Annotated in this window: 17 protein-coding genes; 12 read left to right on the forward strand and 5 right to left on the reverse strand. The window is 70.9% G+C overall.

Features of this window, described 5'->3' with window-relative positions; genetic code table 11:
* Window positions 1–147 precede the first annotated feature (147 nt).
* The 3 genes from ACIREI_RS31200 (at window position 148) to ACIREI_RS31210 (ending at window position 2,070) form a co-directional block, all read left to right on the forward strand.
* Entirely contained in the window at window positions 148–300 is a 153-nt protein-coding gene (locus tag ACIREI_RS31200; RefSeq protein ID WP_167364376.1) for a hypothetical protein, read from the forward strand.
* A gap of 71 nt (window positions 301–371) precedes the next feature.
* Entirely contained in the window at window positions 372–1,622 is a 1,251-nt protein-coding gene (locus tag ACIREI_RS31205) for a helix-turn-helix domain-containing protein (protein ID WP_403340044.1), read from the forward strand.
* Between the two features lie 286 nt (window positions 1,623–1,908).
* Complete coding sequence (locus ACIREI_RS31210; protein WP_403339806.1) at window positions 1,909–2,070, forward strand: hypothetical protein; 162 nt, start codon at window positions 1,909–1,911, stop codon at window positions 2,068–2,070.
* A gap of 12 nt (window positions 2,071–2,082) precedes the next feature.
* Here the strand turns inward: ACIREI_RS31210 and ACIREI_RS31215 are convergent, their stop codons facing one another.
* Window positions 2,083–2,670: a DUF2269 domain-containing protein gene (locus ACIREI_RS31215; protein WP_403339808.1), complete on the reverse strand. Its 588-nt coding sequence runs from the start codon at window positions 2,668–2,670 to the stop codon at window positions 2,083–2,085.
* A 165-nt stretch (window positions 2,671–2,835) separates the two neighbouring features.
* On the opposite strand from ACIREI_RS31215, the gene ACIREI_RS31220 reads away from it, so the two are divergent.
* From ACIREI_RS31220 to ACIREI_RS31230, 3 genes are all read left to right on the forward strand, one after another.
* The gene (locus ACIREI_RS31220) at window positions 2,836–3,312 is read left to right on the forward strand and encodes a hypothetical protein (RefSeq protein ID WP_403339810.1); all 477 of its coding nucleotides are present in this window, start codon (window positions 2,836–2,838) and stop codon (window positions 3,310–3,312) included.
* Between the two features lie 150 nt (window positions 3,313–3,462).
* Window positions 3,463–4,236, forward strand: a complete 774-nt coding sequence (locus ACIREI_RS31225) for an IclR family transcriptional regulator (RefSeq protein WP_403339812.1) — start codon at window positions 3,463–3,465, stop codon at window positions 4,234–4,236.
* Complete coding sequence (locus ACIREI_RS31230) at window positions 4,233–5,093, forward strand: SMP-30/gluconolactonase/LRE family protein (RefSeq protein ID WP_403339815.1); 861 nt, start codon at window positions 4,233–4,235, stop codon at window positions 5,091–5,093. Before ACIREI_RS31225 ends, ACIREI_RS31230 begins: the two co-directional genes overlap by 4 nt.
* Window positions 5,094–5,296: 203 nt before the next feature.
* Here ACIREI_RS31230 and ACIREI_RS31235 read toward each other — a convergent pair whose 3' ends face one another.
* From ACIREI_RS31235 to ACIREI_RS31245, 3 genes are read right to left on the reverse strand one after another with little or no spacing between them, the layout of a single operon-like run.
* Window positions 5,297–6,703, reverse strand: coding sequence for an NAD(P)/FAD-dependent oxidoreductase (locus ACIREI_RS31235; protein ID WP_403339816.1), 1,407 nt, complete (start codon window positions 6,701–6,703; stop codon window positions 5,297–5,299).
* The gene (locus tag ACIREI_RS31240; protein ID WP_403340046.1) at window positions 6,700–7,887 is read right to left on the reverse strand and encodes an MAB_1171c family putative transporter; all 1,188 of its coding nucleotides are present in this window, start codon (window positions 7,885–7,887) and stop codon (window positions 6,700–6,702) included. The genes ACIREI_RS31235 and ACIREI_RS31240 overlap by 4 nt, the downstream gene beginning before the upstream one ends.
* A 38-nt stretch (window positions 7,888–7,925) precedes the next feature.
* Window positions 7,926–8,564: a toxin-antitoxin system, toxin component family protein gene (locus ACIREI_RS31245; protein WP_403339819.1), complete on the reverse strand. Its 639-nt coding sequence runs from the start codon at window positions 8,562–8,564 to the stop codon at window positions 7,926–7,928.
* A 293-nt stretch (window positions 8,565–8,857) separates the two neighbouring features.
* Here ACIREI_RS31245 and ACIREI_RS31250 point away from each other — a divergent pair, with 293 nt between their 5' ends.
* From ACIREI_RS31250 to ACIREI_RS31275, 6 genes are all read left to right on the forward strand, one after another.
* Window positions 8,858–10,207 (forward strand): extracellular solute-binding protein, encoded by a 1,350-nt coding sequence (locus tag ACIREI_RS31250; protein ID WP_403339822.1) that lies wholly within the window; start codon window positions 8,858–8,860, stop codon window positions 10,205–10,207.
* Window positions 10,204–11,142: a carbohydrate ABC transporter permease gene (locus ACIREI_RS31255; protein ID WP_403339824.1), complete on the forward strand. Its 939-nt coding sequence runs from the start codon at window positions 10,204–10,206 to the stop codon at window positions 11,140–11,142. The genes ACIREI_RS31250 and ACIREI_RS31255 overlap by 4 nt, the downstream gene beginning before the upstream one ends.
* Complete coding sequence (locus ACIREI_RS31260; RefSeq protein WP_403339827.1) at window positions 11,139–11,999, forward strand: carbohydrate ABC transporter permease; 861 nt, start codon at window positions 11,139–11,141, stop codon at window positions 11,997–11,999. Before ACIREI_RS31255 ends, ACIREI_RS31260 begins: the two co-directional genes overlap by 4 nt.
* Window positions 11,996–12,967 carry an arabinan endo-1,5-alpha-L-arabinosidase gene (locus ACIREI_RS31265; RefSeq protein ID WP_403339830.1) on the forward strand — a complete coding sequence of 324 codons (972 nt, stop codon included), beginning with the start codon at window positions 11,996–11,998 and terminating at the stop codon, window positions 12,965–12,967. Before ACIREI_RS31260 ends, ACIREI_RS31265 begins: the two co-directional genes overlap by 4 nt.
* 81 nt (window positions 12,968–13,048) lie before the next feature.
* Complete coding sequence (locus ACIREI_RS31270; protein WP_403339833.1) at window positions 13,049–14,560, forward strand: alpha-N-arabinofuranosidase; 1,512 nt, start codon at window positions 13,049–13,051, stop codon at window positions 14,558–14,560.
* Between the two features lie 147 nt (window positions 14,561–14,707).
* Complete coding sequence (locus ACIREI_RS31275; protein WP_403339836.1) at window positions 14,708–15,622, forward strand: sulfite exporter TauE/SafE family protein; 915 nt, start codon at window positions 14,708–14,710, stop codon at window positions 15,620–15,622.
* An 11-nt stretch (window positions 15,623–15,633) separates the two neighbouring features.
* Here the strand turns inward: ACIREI_RS31275 and ACIREI_RS31280 are convergent, their stop codons facing one another.
* Window positions 15,634–15,903 (reverse strand): hypothetical protein, encoded by a 270-nt coding sequence (locus ACIREI_RS31280; protein WP_403339839.1) that lies wholly within the window; start codon window positions 15,901–15,903, stop codon window positions 15,634–15,636.
* Window positions 15,904–16,053: the final 150 nt, after the last annotated feature.

Here is a 16,053-nt window from a genome sequence, read left to right on the forward strand (position 1 = left end):
GGGAACCGTAGGCGTCCCTTGACGGAGTGTCAATGTCTTGACGTGCCGACCAGGCTTGTCGAGACTGAACCGACAGGCAGGGGTCGGGATCAGGCTGGCACCACCGGGGTGGGGACGACCTCCGGATGCAGAGAGGCTGACCCTGCGATGTCCAGACTGCTCGCCGCCACGCTGACCGTCGCGCTCGCCGCCGTACTCGCGGTGGGTGCCGCGCTCGGCGTCGTCGCGCTGCTGGAAGCGACGCCCGACCAGCCGAACACGCCCTTGATCACATACGAGCAGGCGGGCCAGGGGAGTTGACCGTGGCAGCCACCCGCTCCACGACCTCGACGGCTGCTACGGCCGCTGCGCCCGCGACAGCCGCCACCCCTGTGGCGGCCCCCACGGCCTCTCCGTCCTCCCCGGCCGGAACCACGCGTTCGGCCTGGCGCGACGTGCCCCGCTTACAGGTACGCCGTTTCGCCGAGCTGGCCCTGGCCGAGGCACCGGCCCTCGCAGAGGAGATCCTGCGCGAGATCCGCCGTGAGTACCCGCATCTGCCGGTCGTCCTGGACGAGTCGGGCGAGCCGATGGCGATGGTCGGCATCCGGCGTGCGATCGAGGTCTTCGTCCAGCACCTGGAGACCTCGGAGGGCCGCCCGACCGTCCCGCCGGGCGTCTTCCAGGAGTTCGGCCGCGGAGAGGGCCTGCACGGCCGCTCCCTGGACTCGCTCCAGGCGATCTACCGGATGGGCGTACGCCTCGCCTGGCGTCGTTTCGCCGAGATCGGCCAGCGCGTCGACATTCCGCCGCCCGCGATGTACGAGCTGGTGGACGCGGGATACGAGTACCTGGACGGCCTCGTCGACCAGTCCGTGCGCGGTTACGCGGAGGCGGCGGCACGCCAGGCCGGCGAGCGGTTACGCCTCCAACGCGGCCTGATGGAGCTGCTGTTGGCCGAGCACCACCGCGGCGATCCGGCGGACGCCCTGGCCGAGCGGGCGGCCCGGATCGGCTGGCCGCTGCCGGAGAAGGTCGCGGTGGGCGTGCTGCTGCGCCCGGCGCGGGAGGCCATGGCGCCGGCGGTGGGGCAGGGCGTCCTGCTCGACATGGAGTACGAGCAGCCGCGCATGGTCGTCCCCGAACCGGACGCCGCCGGCCGCCCCGAACTGCTGCATCGAGCCCTGACCGGCTGGGCGGGCGCGATCGGGCCCCCGGTCCCGCCGGCCGACGCGGCGAAGTCGCTGCGCTGGGCCGAGGCCGCCGTACGCCTCATGGAACGGCGGCTGCTGCCGGCCGGCGAGGTCCTCTACTGCACCGAGCACACGGAAGCCCTGGTCCTCCTGCAGCCGGAGGAACTGATCGACGACCTGGCCCTGCGGTGTCTGGCGCCACTGGAGCACTGCGGGCCCACGCACGGCCGGCGGCTGGCGGAGACGTTGCTGGCGTGGCTGGAGACCAGGGGCGGGGCGCCGGAGGTGGCGGCCCGTCTGGGCGTCCATCCCCAGACGGTCCGGTACCGCCTCCGGCAGATCCGGGAGTTGTGGGGCGACGAGATGGACGACCCGGACCGGCGGTTCGAACTGGAACTGGTGTTGCGGGCGCAGCGGTTGAAGGGGGTGCTGGGGGAGACGCGCCGATAGCCGCTGCTGGGCTGTCCTGCTGCTCAGCACGTTCGTGTACGGCCAGGCGTTGTGCCCGGTGCCGTCGCTCTCGACCATGGCGGCCATTCACTTCCCGAACTGCTTCTTCAACGCGGCGTGGATCCGGTCGCGCAGGGCGGCGCTGACGGGGGCGACATCGCACTGGTCGCGGCCAGTACGGCGCCGAGCCGGGCCAGACGGGTGCGCATGGTGAACTCCCTTGGTGGGGGACGGACTTCGGGACTTCACCTGCATGTCGCCGCCGGGGCGGTGGAGGTTGCCGGCTGTGCGGCACGAGGCCTTCGACGAGGGCCGCACCCTACGCTTCGAACTGACCGCCCGGGACGACGCCGCGAACGGATTCGCGCTGGTCAACTTCGCCCATGTGGTGGCGGTGAAGGTGTGGCCGGAGTCGGCGCAGGGGGCGGATGACGGACAGTACCTCTGACCCAGGGGCGAATCAGGAGGTCCGGCGGGCGGGCTCGGCGGTGCCCGTCGGCCGGCGGGAGGGCGTGGCACGCAGACGTCGGCCTCGTCGCGTCAGGCCCCAGGGCTTCAGGACCGAGATCACCGTCATGAAGACGTACGCGGACAGCGACACGATCGGCCCGAACAGTACGTCACCGGCATCGGGCAGCGGCCCACCCGCGGTGACGGCGGCGACGGCGGAGTTCACGCCGGGGCGCAGGGCGAAGACGGTGGCGGTGGTCGTGGCGAGGGTCAGCCAGAACTTGGTCCAGACCCACCGGTGCCGGGCCAGCCCCCACGGCGTACCCAGGGACAGCACCAGCCCGCTGACCAGCGTGAGGAACGCGACGGGCAGCAGGAGCCAGTCCGCGAACAGCTTCATGGCCCGCACCGACGCCTCCACGGTCACCGCGGTCCCGGTGGTGGCCGCGGTGACCCCGAGCGCGAGCAGCCCGACCGTGAGCCCGAGCCAGCTCGCGGCCCCGACGACATGGACGACGAGGGAGGCCCGGCGGGCGGGCCGGCTCAGTTTCAGGGAGGAGGCGGAGGCAGCGGAGGAAGAGGAGGACCTGGAAGGCATGGAAGGCATGGAAGACACCGTGCCGGGCGCGAGCGGCGAGGACGTCTGACAGGGGGAGTAACCCCGTGTACTGGCGTCGGCGTACCCGGCGACACTCCGCCTGCTCCACCCGAGCCGGAGCCCCGGGGCCCGGAGACACAGAGCTTCACAACAGAGGAGAGCCGAATGCGCCAACCGACCCCCCACCCCGCACTGCGGCAGCTGGACGTGTTCGTCGGCGAGTGGGACATGTGGGCCGCCGGCCGCAGCGTCGGCCCCGTCCGGACGGAGTTCGCCTGGCTGGCGGGCGGAGCCTTCCTCGCCCAGCGCGCGGACGCCGCCCCCGAGACGTCCCTCCCCGGCGAGTGGGCCCGGCACGCCCCCTTCCCGACCGTCGCCCTGACCGGCTACGACGACACCGCCGAGGAATTCACCGTCCTCTACGCCGATAGCCGCGGCGTCGCCCGCGTCTACCGAGGCAGCATGACCGACCGCACCTGGCGCCAGTGGCGCACCGCCCCCGGCTTCCACCAGCGCCTCACCGCCACCGTCAGCCCCGACGGCAACACGATCGAGGGCGGCTGGGAGCAGTCACCGGACGGCGAGCACTGGACGACGGACTTCGACCTGACGTACACCCGGGTGGGGGGATCGCGGCGCTGACGGAGACCGGCCGGGCGCTGGAGTGCTTTCGAGCCGGTTCCGCCTGCCCATTGCCCGGGCAAACGGACTTTGAGTAGCCTGTGTTCGTTATTCCGATCGACTGTTGAAATCTCGAACACAGTCACCGATACTCAAGGGAGGGGGCCGGACGTGGGACGCCTCGTACCAGCCGTGACCCGAGCTCTCGACATTCTCGAGCTCTTCCTCGACGGGGACGGTACGCTCTCCGCCCCCGACATCGTGCGCAAGCTCCAGCTGCCGCGCACCACCGTGCACGAGTTGGTCACCACGCTCGCCGCCCGGTCGTACATCGTCCAGGTACCGGGTCAGCCGGGACGGTACCGCCTCGGTGTACGGCCTTACCAGCTCGGCAGCCGCTACGCCGAGCAGCTCGACCTCGCGGCCGAGGGGCAGCAGGTCGCCCGGTCCGTCGCCGAGACCTGTGACGAGACCGTGCACGTGGCGATCCTCGAGGGCACCGACGTCATCTACATCGCCAAGGTGGACTCGACGCACGCGGTGCGGATGGTGTCCGCCGCCGGTCGCCGGCTGCCCGCGCACTGCACGTCGGTCGGCAAGATGCTGCTGGCCTCCCTTCCCGAGCCCGAGCTCACCGCCCGGGTCCCGGACGGGGTCGAGCTCGTCGGCATGACACCGAACAGCATCACCGACCCGGCCGCCCTGCGCGAGGCCCTCGCGGAGATTCGGGAGCGGGGGATCGCCGTCGAGAGGCGGGAGTCCAACCCGGACGTGTCGTGCGTGGCCGCTCCCGTGCGGGACCGTACGGGGCAGGTCGTCGCCGCCCTCTCCATCTCCGTGCCCATGATCCGCTGGAGCGACGACCGGCGCGCCGAACTGGAGCAGCTCGCCGCCAAGGGGGCCGCCGAGCTGTCGGAGCGTCTCGGACACCGGAGCGTGGCATGACCAAGCGTGGTGTGAGCGCGTACGAGGTCGCCATTCAGGCGGAGGCCGAGCTCGGTGAGGGGCCGACCTGGGATCCGGTCAGCGGGCGGCTCATCTGGATCGACATCCTGGGGTCCCGGATCCACACCTACGACCCCGTCTCCGGTCGGCGCTCGGTCCGTACGACCCCGCAGCACATCGGCGCCGTCAAGCCACGCGCCGGCGGCGGCCTCGTCCTCAATCTCCGGGACGGCGTGGGACTGCTGGACCCGGACGACACCTTCCGCTGGCTGCACCACGAGCCCGTTCCCGGCCGCCGGGCCAACGACGCCGCCGTCGCCCCCGACGGCTCCCTGTGGGCGGGCACCATGCGCTACGACGAGGCTCCGGGCGGCGGCACCCTGTCCCGGGTCACCGGTGACGGTTCGGTCGAGGTGGTCCTCGACGACGTGGCCGTGAGCAACGGCACCGGCTGGAGTCCGGACGGCAGCCTCATGTACTACATCGACTCGCCGACCCGGCGCGTCGACGTCTTCGACCACGTGGACGGGAGCGTCGCCGATCGGCGGCCGTTCGTCGAGATCGAGGACGGGGCCGGGTTCCCGGACGGGCTCACCGTCGACGCCGAGGGGTGCGTGTGGGTGGCCCTGTGGGAGGGCTCGGCCGTACGCCGCTACACGCCGGACGGCGAGCTGGACCGGGTGATCCCGCTTCCGGTGCCCCGGGTGACGGCGTGCGCCTTCGCCGGGCCCGAACTGACCGACCTGTACATCACGACGGCCCGCGTCGGACTGGCGTCACCGCCTCCGCTGGCGGGGTCGGTGTTCGTGGTGCCGGGGGCGGGGACGGGGCTGGCGCAACCGGCATTCAAGGGCTGAGCTTCAGTCGGCATTCCGGGACTGAGCCCCTGCCGGGATTCCCGGGTTGAGCCCCTGCCGGGGTGCCAGGACCGAGTTCCTGCCGGGGTTCCAGGGCTGAGCCCCAGCCGGGATTCCCGGTCCGAACTCCCGCCGGGACTCCAGGCTGAGCCCAGCCGGCGTTCAAGGGCCGAGCCGCGCCCAGCCCTGCCCGCCGCGCCCACCTACCGCAGCCCCGCCGCCTTCCGCTCCTCCGTCGTGAGCGGCGGCCCGCTCAGCGCCGGCTTGAGCGGGCCGGCCGCGGCGGCCAGCAGTACGGCCGGGGTCAGCAGCACCTGGGCGCCGCGCTCCAGCGACGTCACATCCGTCACGCGCCGGGCGATCCGGCCGTTCCCGGTGGCGGTGTGCATCAGCCGGTCGACGTACGCGGCCACGAGGCGTTCCCTGAGCGTGGGCCCGTTCTCGGTCGCGCCCGGGTAGAACACGTCCTGCCCGATGGCGAGATCCCAGGCGGCGCCGACGGGACGGGCCACCGCCTTCTGGATCCGGCGTGCCAGGCCCGGCGCCGCCGAACCATGACGCCGTGTCACATCCCGCAGGATCAGCGCGCTTTGGGCGGCCACCGCCAGACCGTGCCCGTAGACCGGGTTGAACGCGGCGAGCGCGTCGCCGAGGACGACGAAGTTCTCCGGCCACACCGGCATCCGCTCGTAGAAGAACCGGCGGTTGACGGTGGTGCGGGTGACCGACACGTCGGTCAGCGGCTCGGCCTTCTCCAGCAGCTCGCCGATCAGCGGATGCCGCAGCTCGTCGCGGGCGAACCGGACGAAGTCCTCGGCCGCCGCGGTGGGTTCGCCGCCCCGGGTGCCGGACAGGGTGACGATCCACCGGCCGTCCTCGATCGGCAGCAGGAACCCCGCCCGGCCCGGCCCGCCGTCGCGGGGGTCGGGCTGCACGTTGACGACCGGGAAGCCGTCCCGGGCGTGCTCGAGGGCGAGGTAGAGCCGACTGGCGTACACCAGGCCGGAGTCGACCTCACGCCGCCCGGGTGCGGGCAGGCCGAGGGCGGTGAGCCACCGGGACGCCCCGGAGCCCCGGCCGGTGGCGTCGACGACCAGGCAGGCGTCGAGGGTGCGTTCGGCGCCGTCGTGGGTCCGGATGCGTACGCCCGTCACGGCGGCGTCCGTGCCCGCCAGGCCGACCGCCTCCGCCCGCTCGACCAGTTCGATCCGCTCGTCGGCGAGGACCCGCGCGCGGATCGTCGCGTCCAGCAGGTCCCGGCCCGCCAGGATCACGTGGTGCGACTCGGGCCAGCGCCGGAACCAGCCCCGCGCCGACAGGGCGACCACGTCCGTGGTGACCGGCAGGCGCTGCGCCCCGGCCTCGCGGAGCGTCTCGGTGATGCCCGGCAGCAGCTCCTCCATGGCCCGCGCCCCGCCCGACCACAGCATGTGCGCGTGCCGCGCCTGCGGCAGCCCCTTGCGAGGCTCGGGACCCTCGGGCAGGGCGTCCCGGTCGACGACGACCACACGGTCGACGAACCCGGCGAGCGCGCCGGCCGCGAGCATGCCGGTGTGGGATCCCCCCAGGACGACGGCGGTTCTGACGTCTGGGGCGGGGCGTTCGTTCATGCGGGGGCACTCTCTGCCGGGGCGGCCGCTCGGGCGCGTACCGCCTCGATGTCGTCGGGATGACGCAGGGCTCGGGACACGGCCTGGATCTCCCGCAGCAGATACGCGGTGTCCGGGCCGGACGGGGAGGCGTCGACGTCGGTCTGCGGGCGCCGCTGCCTGGTGTCGACGGCGTCCAGGATCGTCACGGCCGCGGCGAGGGCCGCCGCGCGGGCGGGATCCGAGCCGAGGGCGAGGGCCGCGTCGTACGACCGTACGCGCAGGTCCTCGTCGAGGTACCGGGACACCTGCAGGAGCCCGTCGCGGATGAACGTCTCGCGGCGGATCAGCCGCAGCTCCGCGGTGCCGCGCAGGGTGACCGGTTCGCGTGCGCCGGTGACCGACCGCATCAGCGCGCGGAGGGGACGCAGTTGCCGGTGGCGCTGCCACAGGCGCCAGCGCTCGTGCAGGTACTGGCCGGCGTGCGGGATGATGAAGCCCACCGCGACCAGGGAGGCGGAGACGCACGCGGCCGACGGCGCCAGATAGGTGCTCAGCCAGTCCAGGTCGTGGCCCGTCCACCGGGCGACGACGGCGGTCAGCTTGGACGCGTCGAAGAGCAGGTTCGTCGCGTAGCCGACGCCCAGGAACCGCAGGCCCCAGCGGAGCCAGGCGTCGAGCCCGTCGGTGCGGATCCAGTCCCAGATCAGCCGGGCCGTGATCGCGCAGGCCACGGTGTGCGCGAGCAGGTAGAGCAGGATCTGCTCGCGCATGAAGGGCGTGGTGGCGTAGTACGTGTCCAGGTCCCGCAGTCGTTCCACGGGGGCGTCCGCGAGGGCGAAGAGCACCCACAGGGCGATGACCACACCGGCGTAGACGGAGACGACCCAGCGGGTCGCGCGGCGCGTCGCGGCCGAGCGGTTGGCCAGGCCGTTGCGCCAGGCGATGATCAGCAGCAGCCAGGACGCGCACAGTGCGGTGAGCAGCGAGTACACCCAGGGCGCCGAGATGTTCGGTACGCCGGTGACGCGGTTGGTCCACGCGATGGTGCGCGGGGCGGCGAAGACGAACACGGCGCACGCGAACAGCAGTAGACCGCCGACGGCGCGCAGCAGCGGGTCCCGCCACAGCCGGATGATGGTGGGCAGCTTGATCGCCAGGGCGGCCGTCAGGACGACGGTCGGGATCCAGAACGAGATGGACATGTCGCTGAGCAGATCGGACGGGTCCGCCGCGAGCCCGGTCACCGCGCGGTCCTCCCGCTCCCGGGGTAACCCGCCGTCCTCCCGTTCCCCCGATAGCCCAGCGAACGCTGCACGGGTCCGAGCGGCGCGTCCGGCCCCTGCCCCGACAGCAACGGCCGGAAGGCGGCGGCCAGTCGGTGCCCGAAGTCGTCGGCCTCGGCCTCGTCCCGCTGCCGGGAGCCGTCGCGGGCGGCCACCGCGAGGGCGATGTCCTGCCAGCCGGGCCGCTCGGCGAGGGCGTGCGCGGCCGCCGTGCCGGCCGTGTGGTCGTGGCCGTGACCGGCGTGCAGGTGCCACAACTCGTGGCCGAGGATGACCAGTTGTTGCATCGCCTCGGCCCGCTCCTCGACGATGACCAGGTCGAAGTCCTGGAACTCCACCCACAGCCCGGTCACTTCGATCTCGTCCGGGAACCGCTCGAAGCGCAGCTCGACGGGCCGCCCGCCGCGCCGCGTGCTCATCTCCGCGCACAGCGCGTGGGACAACTCGCGTACGTCCGCCGGGGGATGAGGTCTGGACCGTACGGCGGCGCTCAGATCGGAGGCCAGGTCGCGCATGCCGGAGGCGGCGGGAGAGCGCCGCAGCCGTAGCGCCGAGGCGACCCGGGCCGCCCTCTTGCGCGCGCCCGCGATGTCCATCGCATCCCCTGTTCCCCCGCCGCTCGGCGGGCCGTTCGAGCCTATGCGACCCGAACTGTCCGCGTCATGTGATCCGGCGACCGTTGTTCAACCGGGAACGACAGTTCCGGCTCGGCTGTGTTGCTGGGACCGCCCCGGCCCGACCCGGCCCGACCCTCGCTCGGCCGCCGCACCGCCCTGCCCGGAGAGTGCCGTGATTCGTGCAGAACCCATTGACTGGAAAGCGCTTGCAGCCTACGGTCCCGTTCGAAGTTACGGGCATGATCCGGTATATCGAACAGTTAGGGCGGGGAATGGGACGACCTGACCTGAATCGCAGGCAACTCCTCGCCGCGGCAGGCGGCTTGGCGGTGGCCGGCAGCTTCGGCTTCGCGGCGCTCGGGACCGGCGCCGACGCGCTCGCCTCCAGCGCGGACACCCGCGTGCGCTACTGGAACCTCTTCAGCGGCGGCGACGGCGCCAACATGATCGCGATGCTGGACGCCTTCCGTAAGGCGAACCCCGGCATCGACGTGAAGGACTCCACCCTCCAGTGGGGCAACCCCTTCTACACCAAGCTCGCCATGGCCGCCGCCGGCAACCGCGCACCCGACCTCGGCGTCATGCACATGGGCCGCGTCACCGGCTTCTCGCCGGGCCGCCTCCTCGACCCGTGGGACGTCGAGCTGCTCGCCGAGTACGGCATACGGGAGCAGGACTTCAACCCCAAGCTGTGGCAGCGCGGCGTCATCGACGGCAAGCTCTACGCCCTCCCGCTCGACATCCACGTCCAGCTCTGCTTCTACCGCAAGGACGTGCTGGGGAAGGCCGGCCTGCTCGGCGACGACGGCCGGATGATCCCGGTCACCTCCACCGACGAGTGGTTCGACGTCCTGAAGAAGGCCAAGGCCGTCCAGAAGAAGGGCCTGCAGACGATCGGCCTGTGGACCAACGACCAGAACTTCCAGTGGTGGTTCTTCGTCGCCTTCTACACCCAACTCGGCGGCCAGTGGTTCAACGACGCCAACACCGAGGTCCTCTTCGACACGGACAAGGCCACCCAGGTCCTGGAGTTCCTCCGCCGCCACGTCACCGACGGGTACGTCATCCCCGGCGCCCCCACGGGCGAGCAGTTCGTCAACGGCGCCCCCTTCACCTGGGAGGGCAACTGGTCCGTGCCGGTCTTCTCCGGCGCCGAGCTGGACTACGGCGCGACCCCGCTGCCGCCCGTCTTCGGCAAGCAGGCCACCCACGCCGAGTCGCACGCCTTCGTCCTGCCTCACCAGGCGGACCGCGGCGGCGCCACCAACGAGGGCGCGCACCGACTCGCCGCCTACGTCGTCAAGCACGCCCTGCAGTGGGCGGCCGGCGGCCACATCCCCGCGTACACGCCGACGCTCTCCACGGACGCGTACAAGAAGCTCACCCCGCAGAACGAGTACGTCAGCGCCATGGACCACCAGGCCACCGAGCCGAAGGTGTGGTTCGCGGGCTCCACCGGCGTCCTCGCCCAGGACCTCGGCCCGGTCGTCGTCTCCTCGACCATGGGCTCCGCCAAGCCGGCCGCGGTGGCGAACCGCATGAAGAGCCGGCTCACCCAGCTCCTCGCCTCGAAGAACCCGATGGACGGCAGGACCGCCGCGCAGGGAGGTGCGGTCGCATGACGACCAGCGCTCAGACCGTCGTCGCACCGGCACGGGCCAAGACCGCCACCGCCACCGCGACCCTCCGCCGCAAGCAGGGCTTCCAGCACGGAGGCTGGTTCGTCGCCCCGTTCCTGCTGCTCTTCGTCCTGTTCGTGATCTGGCCGCTGCTGCGCGGCGTCTACCTCAGCTTCACGGACGCCAACATCTCCGGCGAGGGCGCGAGCTTCGTCGGCTTCGACAACTACCGCGAGGCCCTGAACGACTCGGCGATGTGGGACGCGCTCGGAAACAGCGCCTACTTCACGCTGCTGGTCGTCCCGTGCATCACCGTCCTCGCCTTCCTGCTCGCGATGCTCGCCCACCACATCGAGCGCGGCAAATGGCTGTGGCGGCTGTGCTTCTTCGTGCCGTTCCTGCTGCCGTCGACGGTCGCCGCCAACATGTTCCAGTGGCTGTTCACCCAGGGCCTCGGCCTGATCAACGAGACCTTCGGTCTCGACACGCCCTGGCTGACCGACAAGTCGTACGCGATGCTCGCCATCGTCATCGAGACCCTGTGGTGGACGGTCGGCTTCAGCTTCCTGCTCTACCTCGCCGCCCTCCAGGGCATCCCCGACCACCTCTACGAGGCCGCGAAGCTCGACGGTGCCAACGCCTGGCACCGCATCGTCCACATCACCCTGCCGATGCTGCGCAACATCACCGGCCTGGTGATCGCGCTTCAGATCCTCGCCTCGCTCCAGCTCTTCGACCAGGCCGTCGTGATGATGGACTTCTCACCGGGACCGGAGCTCAGCACCCGCTCCTTCGTCCAGTACACCCTCGAACAGGGCTTCACCAGCTACCGCGTGGGCTACGCCTCCGCGATGTCCATCATCTTCTTCGTGATCATCGCAGTCGTCGCCCTGACGCGGATGTGGCTGCTGCGCAACCGTGAGGAGGGCGGCCGATGACCACCGCCGTACAGCTCCGCAAGAGCCCCCGCAAGCCGTGGACGCCCAGCCAGATCATCCTCACGATCCTCGGCGTCGCCGTCTCCGCCGTCTTCGTGGCGCCGATCGCCGCGGCCCTGCTCACCTCGTTCAAGTCCGAGGCGGAGGCGGCCTCGATCCCGCCGCACTGGCTGCCGAAGGTCTGGACGACCCAGGCGTGGAAGTCGCTGTGGGAGACCGGCAACGTCACGAACTGGTTCGTCAACTCCCTGGTGGTGTCGGTCTGCGTCACCTCCGTCGTGCTGGCGGTCAGCGCACTCGCCGGATACGGCTTCGCCCGCACCGAGTTCCGCGGCAAGGGCGTGCTCATGGGCATCGTCATGTCGGGCCTGATGATCTCCCCGGCCGTCCTCGGCGTCCCCCTGTTCACCACGGTCCAGCAGATGGGGATGGTCGACACCTACTGGGGCATGATCCTGCCGCAGTGCTCGCCCGCCGCGATGGTCTACATCCTCTACAAGTTCTTCCAGGGCATCCCGCGCGAACTGGAGGAGGCCGCGTTCATCGACGGCGCCGGCCGCTGGCGGGTCTTCTTCACCATCGTCGTCCCACTGGCCCGCCCCTCCCTCGCGGCGGTCGGCATCTTCACCTTCATCGCGTCGTGGAACAACTTCCTGTGGCCCTACATGGTGACCAACAACCCCGACCTGATGACCATGCCGAACGGCATCGCGACCGTCATGAACTCCTACGGCATCCAGTGGGCCCAGCTCATGGCCGGCGGCCTGATGGCCGGGCTGCCCCTCATCGTCGTCTTCGTCTTCTTCCAGCGGCAGATCGTGGCGGGCGTCGCCCACACGGGATTGGCGGGACAGTGACCCTCCGCAGAACGCTCACCGCGCTGGCCGTGACGGCCGTCCTCACCCTGCTGCCCAACTCCGCCCAGGCGGCAGGGGCTTACCCTGACCCCCGCCCGATCACCGGCCAGCAGATCATCCACGATCCGACCGTCATCCACCTCAAGTCCGGCCAGTACGCGGCCTACTCGACCGGCGGCATCATCGGCGCCCGCCTCTCGAAGGACGGCAAGCAGTGGGACGACGCGGGCAACGCCTTCGCGACGCCCCCGAGTTGGTGGTACGAGTACAACGACACCGGCGACCCCTGGGCCCCGGACATCTCCTACCGAGCGGGCCGGTACTGGCTCTACTACGCCGTGTCGTCCTGGGGCACCAACCACTCCGCGATCGGTGTGGCGACCTCTCCGTCCGGTCTGCCCGGCACCTGGACCGACCAGGGCAAGGTCTTCACGTCCGAGCGGACGGACGAGTGGAACGCCATCGACCCGGCCCTCATCCGCGCCGACGGCCGCCTGTGGATGTCCTTCGGCTCCTACTGGACCGGCATCCGCATGGTCGAGCTGAACCCGAGGACAGGCAAGGCGGTCGAGGGAGCACCGGTCCACCACCTGGCGACGCGGCCGGACGCGCCGTACGCGGTGGAGGGCCCGTACATCGTGAAGCACGGCCGCCACTACTACCTGTTCGCTTCCTACGACCAGTGCTGTTCGGGCGTGAACTCGACGTACAAGATCAGGGTGGGTAGATCGACGTCGGTGACCGGCCCGTACACCGACAGCACGGGCAAGCCGCTGCTGGAGGGCGGGGGAGACCTGCTGCTGGAGGGCCACGGCAAGTACATCGGCACGGGAGGCCAGTCGGTGTTCCGCGACAGGGGCCACGACTGGCTGGCATACCACTACTACGACGCAGAGGACGCAGGCACCCCCAAACTGGGCCTGAACCAACTGCACTGGACAGCCGACGGCTGGCCGGAGGTCTTTTAGGGGCGCGGGGAACTGCGCGAGCAACCCCCACGACCCCGCAGCCGCCAACGCACCAAGAACCACCCACCCCGAAAGGCGAACATGCACACCGCCCGCTTCACCCTCGACCCCGCCTTCACCGTCGGCGAAGTAAACCCCCGCCTCTTCGGCAGCTTCGTGGAACACCTCGGCCGCTGCGTCTACACCGGCATCTTCGAACCGGGCCACCCCACCGCCGACGAGGACGGCATCCGCACCGACGTCCTGGAACTCGTCCGTGAACTCGGCGCCACCGCCATCCGCTACCCCGGCGGCAACTTCGTGTCGGGCTACAAGTGGGAGGACTCAGTCGGCCCCGCAGCGGAGCGTCCTCGCCGCCTCGACCTCGCCTGGCGCTCCACCGAGACCAACCAGTTCGGCCTCTCCGAGTACATCGCCTTCCTGAAGAAGATCGGCCCCCAGGCCGAGCCGATGATGGCCCTCAACCTCGGCACCCGCGGTGTCGCCGAGGCCCTCGAACTCCAGGAGTACGCCAACCATCCCGCCGGCACCGCGCTCTCCGATCTCCGTGCCGCCCACGGCGACAAGGACCCCTTCGGCATCAACCTCTGGTGCCTCGGCAACGAGATGGACGGCCCCTGGCAGACCGGCCACAAGACGGCGACGGAGTACGGCCGGATCGCCGCCGAGACGGCCCGCGCGATGCGCCAGATCGACCCGGGCGTCGAACTCGTCGCCTGTGGCTCCTCCAGTCAGTCCATGCCCACGTTCGCCGAGTGGGAGGCGACGGTCCTCGCCGAGACGTACGACCTCGTCGACTACATCTCGCTGCACGCCTACTACTGGCCCGAGAACGGCGACCTCGACTCCTTCCTCGCCTCGGCCGTCGACATGGAGTCGTTCATCGAGAACGTCGTCGCGACCGCCGACCACGTGGGCGCGAAGCTCAAGTCCAAGAAGAAGATCAACCTCTCCTTCGACGAGTGGAACGTCTGGTACATCTCGAAGTGGCACGAGATCGAGAACTCCGGCGCGCGGGACTGGGCCGAGGCCCCGCGTCTCCTGGAGGACAACTACAGCGTCATGGACGCGGTCGTCTTCGGCTCCCTGCTCATCGCGCTGCTGCGGCACGCCGACCGCGTCACCGTGGCCTGCCTCGCCCAGCTGGTCAACGTCATCGCCCCGATCATGACCGAGCCGGGCGGCCCGGCGTGGCGGCAGACGACGTTCTTCCCGTTCGCGCAGGCCTCCAAGTACGGCCGCGGCCAGGTCCTGGACGTCCGCGTGGACTCGCCGACGTACGAGACGAAGAAGTACGGCGAGACCGACCTGCTGCACGCCACCGCCGTGCGCGCCGAGGACGGCACCGTCACCGTCTTCGCGGTCAACCGCAGCCGCACCGACGCCCTTCCGCTCGAAGTCGCCCTGAACGGCCTCGACCTGACCTGGGTCGTCGAGCACAGCGCCCTCGCGGACGCCGACCCGGATGCCCGCAACACCCTCGACGACCCCGAGCGGGTCGCCCCGCACCAGGTCGAGGGCACGGCGCTGACGGACGGCACCCTCACCGCCGTACTGGAGCCGCTCTCCTGGAATGTGATCCGGCTGAGCTGACGTCCGCGCTGGAGCTGTTGTCCACTCCTCGGACAACTGTCCATACCTTGGACGCTCTCATCCCGCCCTCAGGTTGATGCCCTAAGGTCTGGTCCCGTCCATCCCTACCAACCCGGTAGGAAACCTAGGGAAGACGGGACCGGCCGCATGCGCACGCTGATATTGCTCGCCCTCGCGGGCCTGGGGGCCCAGCTCGTGGACGGCAGCCTCGGTATGGCCTACGGCGTGACGTCGACCACCCTGCTGCTGGCCATGGGCACCAACCCGGCCGCCGCCTCGGCCACGGTCCACCTCGCCGAGATCGGTACGACGCTGATGTCCGGCGCCTCGCACTGGCGCTTCGGGAACGTCGACTGGAAGGTCGTCGGGAAGATCGGAGTGCCGGGCGCGATCGGTTCCTTCCTCGGCGCGACCGTCCTGTCGAAGCTGTCGACCGAGGTGGCGGCACCGCTGATGTCGCTCATCCTGCTGGGCCTCGGCGTGTACGTCATGTCCCGCTTCACCTTCCGCGGCCTGCCCAAGGACCGGGTGGGGCTGCCGTTGCGGCGCCGCTTCCTGACCCCGCTCGGCCTGGTCGCCGGGTTCCTCGACGCGACGGGCGGCGGGGGCTGGGGACCGGTCGGGACCCCCGCCCTGCTCGCCTCCGGGCGGATGGAGCCGCGCAAGGTCATCGGCTCGATCGACACCAGCGAGTTCCTGGTCGCGGTCGCCGCGAGCCTCGGCTTCCTGCTCTCGCTGGGCTCGCAGGGCATCGACTTCGTCTGGGTCGCCGCCTTCCTCCTCGGCGGACTGGTCGCCGCACCGATCGCCGCGTGGCTGGTGCGCATCCTGCCGCCCCGCGTCCTGGGCTCCGCGGTGGGCGGCGTCATCCTCGTCACCAACGTCCGCACCCTGCTGAACAGCGACTGGCTCGCGGTGTCCGGGTTGACGGCCGTGGCGGTGTACGTCGCCCTGTACGCGCTGTGGGCCGCCGCCCTGGCGTACTCGATCCGCGCCCACCTGAAGGAGGGCAAGGCGGTCGCGGCCGAGTCCGCCGGGGAGCGGCTGCCCGTCAGCACCTGACCGATCGGCTGTCAGACGGTGCCGACGCCCGCTGTCAAGGTCGCCTTGTAGCCGTCCGGGGCGCCGTCACCGAGCGCGGTCAGGGTCGGCGGCCCGGAGGACGGGCCACCGTCGTCGAAGATGCCGTCGTCCGCCGGCAGCGTCTCCCGCGTGGTGTTTTCGGAATACGGCGAGGTCGCCCGGATCTCCGTGCCGATGTCCGGGTCGAAGAACAGCCGCCCGGTGTGAATGGTCTCGCCGCCTGTGTACGAGTCGCCGGTGAACGTCACAGCCGTGTGCACCCGCATATGGACGTGCACCGCGCGCGAGACGTAGGGCCCCGGGGATCGGGTCGCGCCTGTGTGTGCCTGACTGTTGCCCTGTGCGGCTGTGAATGACCTGAGGGTGCGTCACTCAACTGTGCGGTAAATGGCTGGAGTTGGCCCCTGTCG

The organism is Streptomyces sp. NPDC093591 (genome assembly GCF_044764885.1).
In the GTDB taxonomy this organism is placed as follows: domain Bacteria; phylum Actinomycetota; class Actinomycetes; order Streptomycetales; family Streptomycetaceae; genus Streptomyces.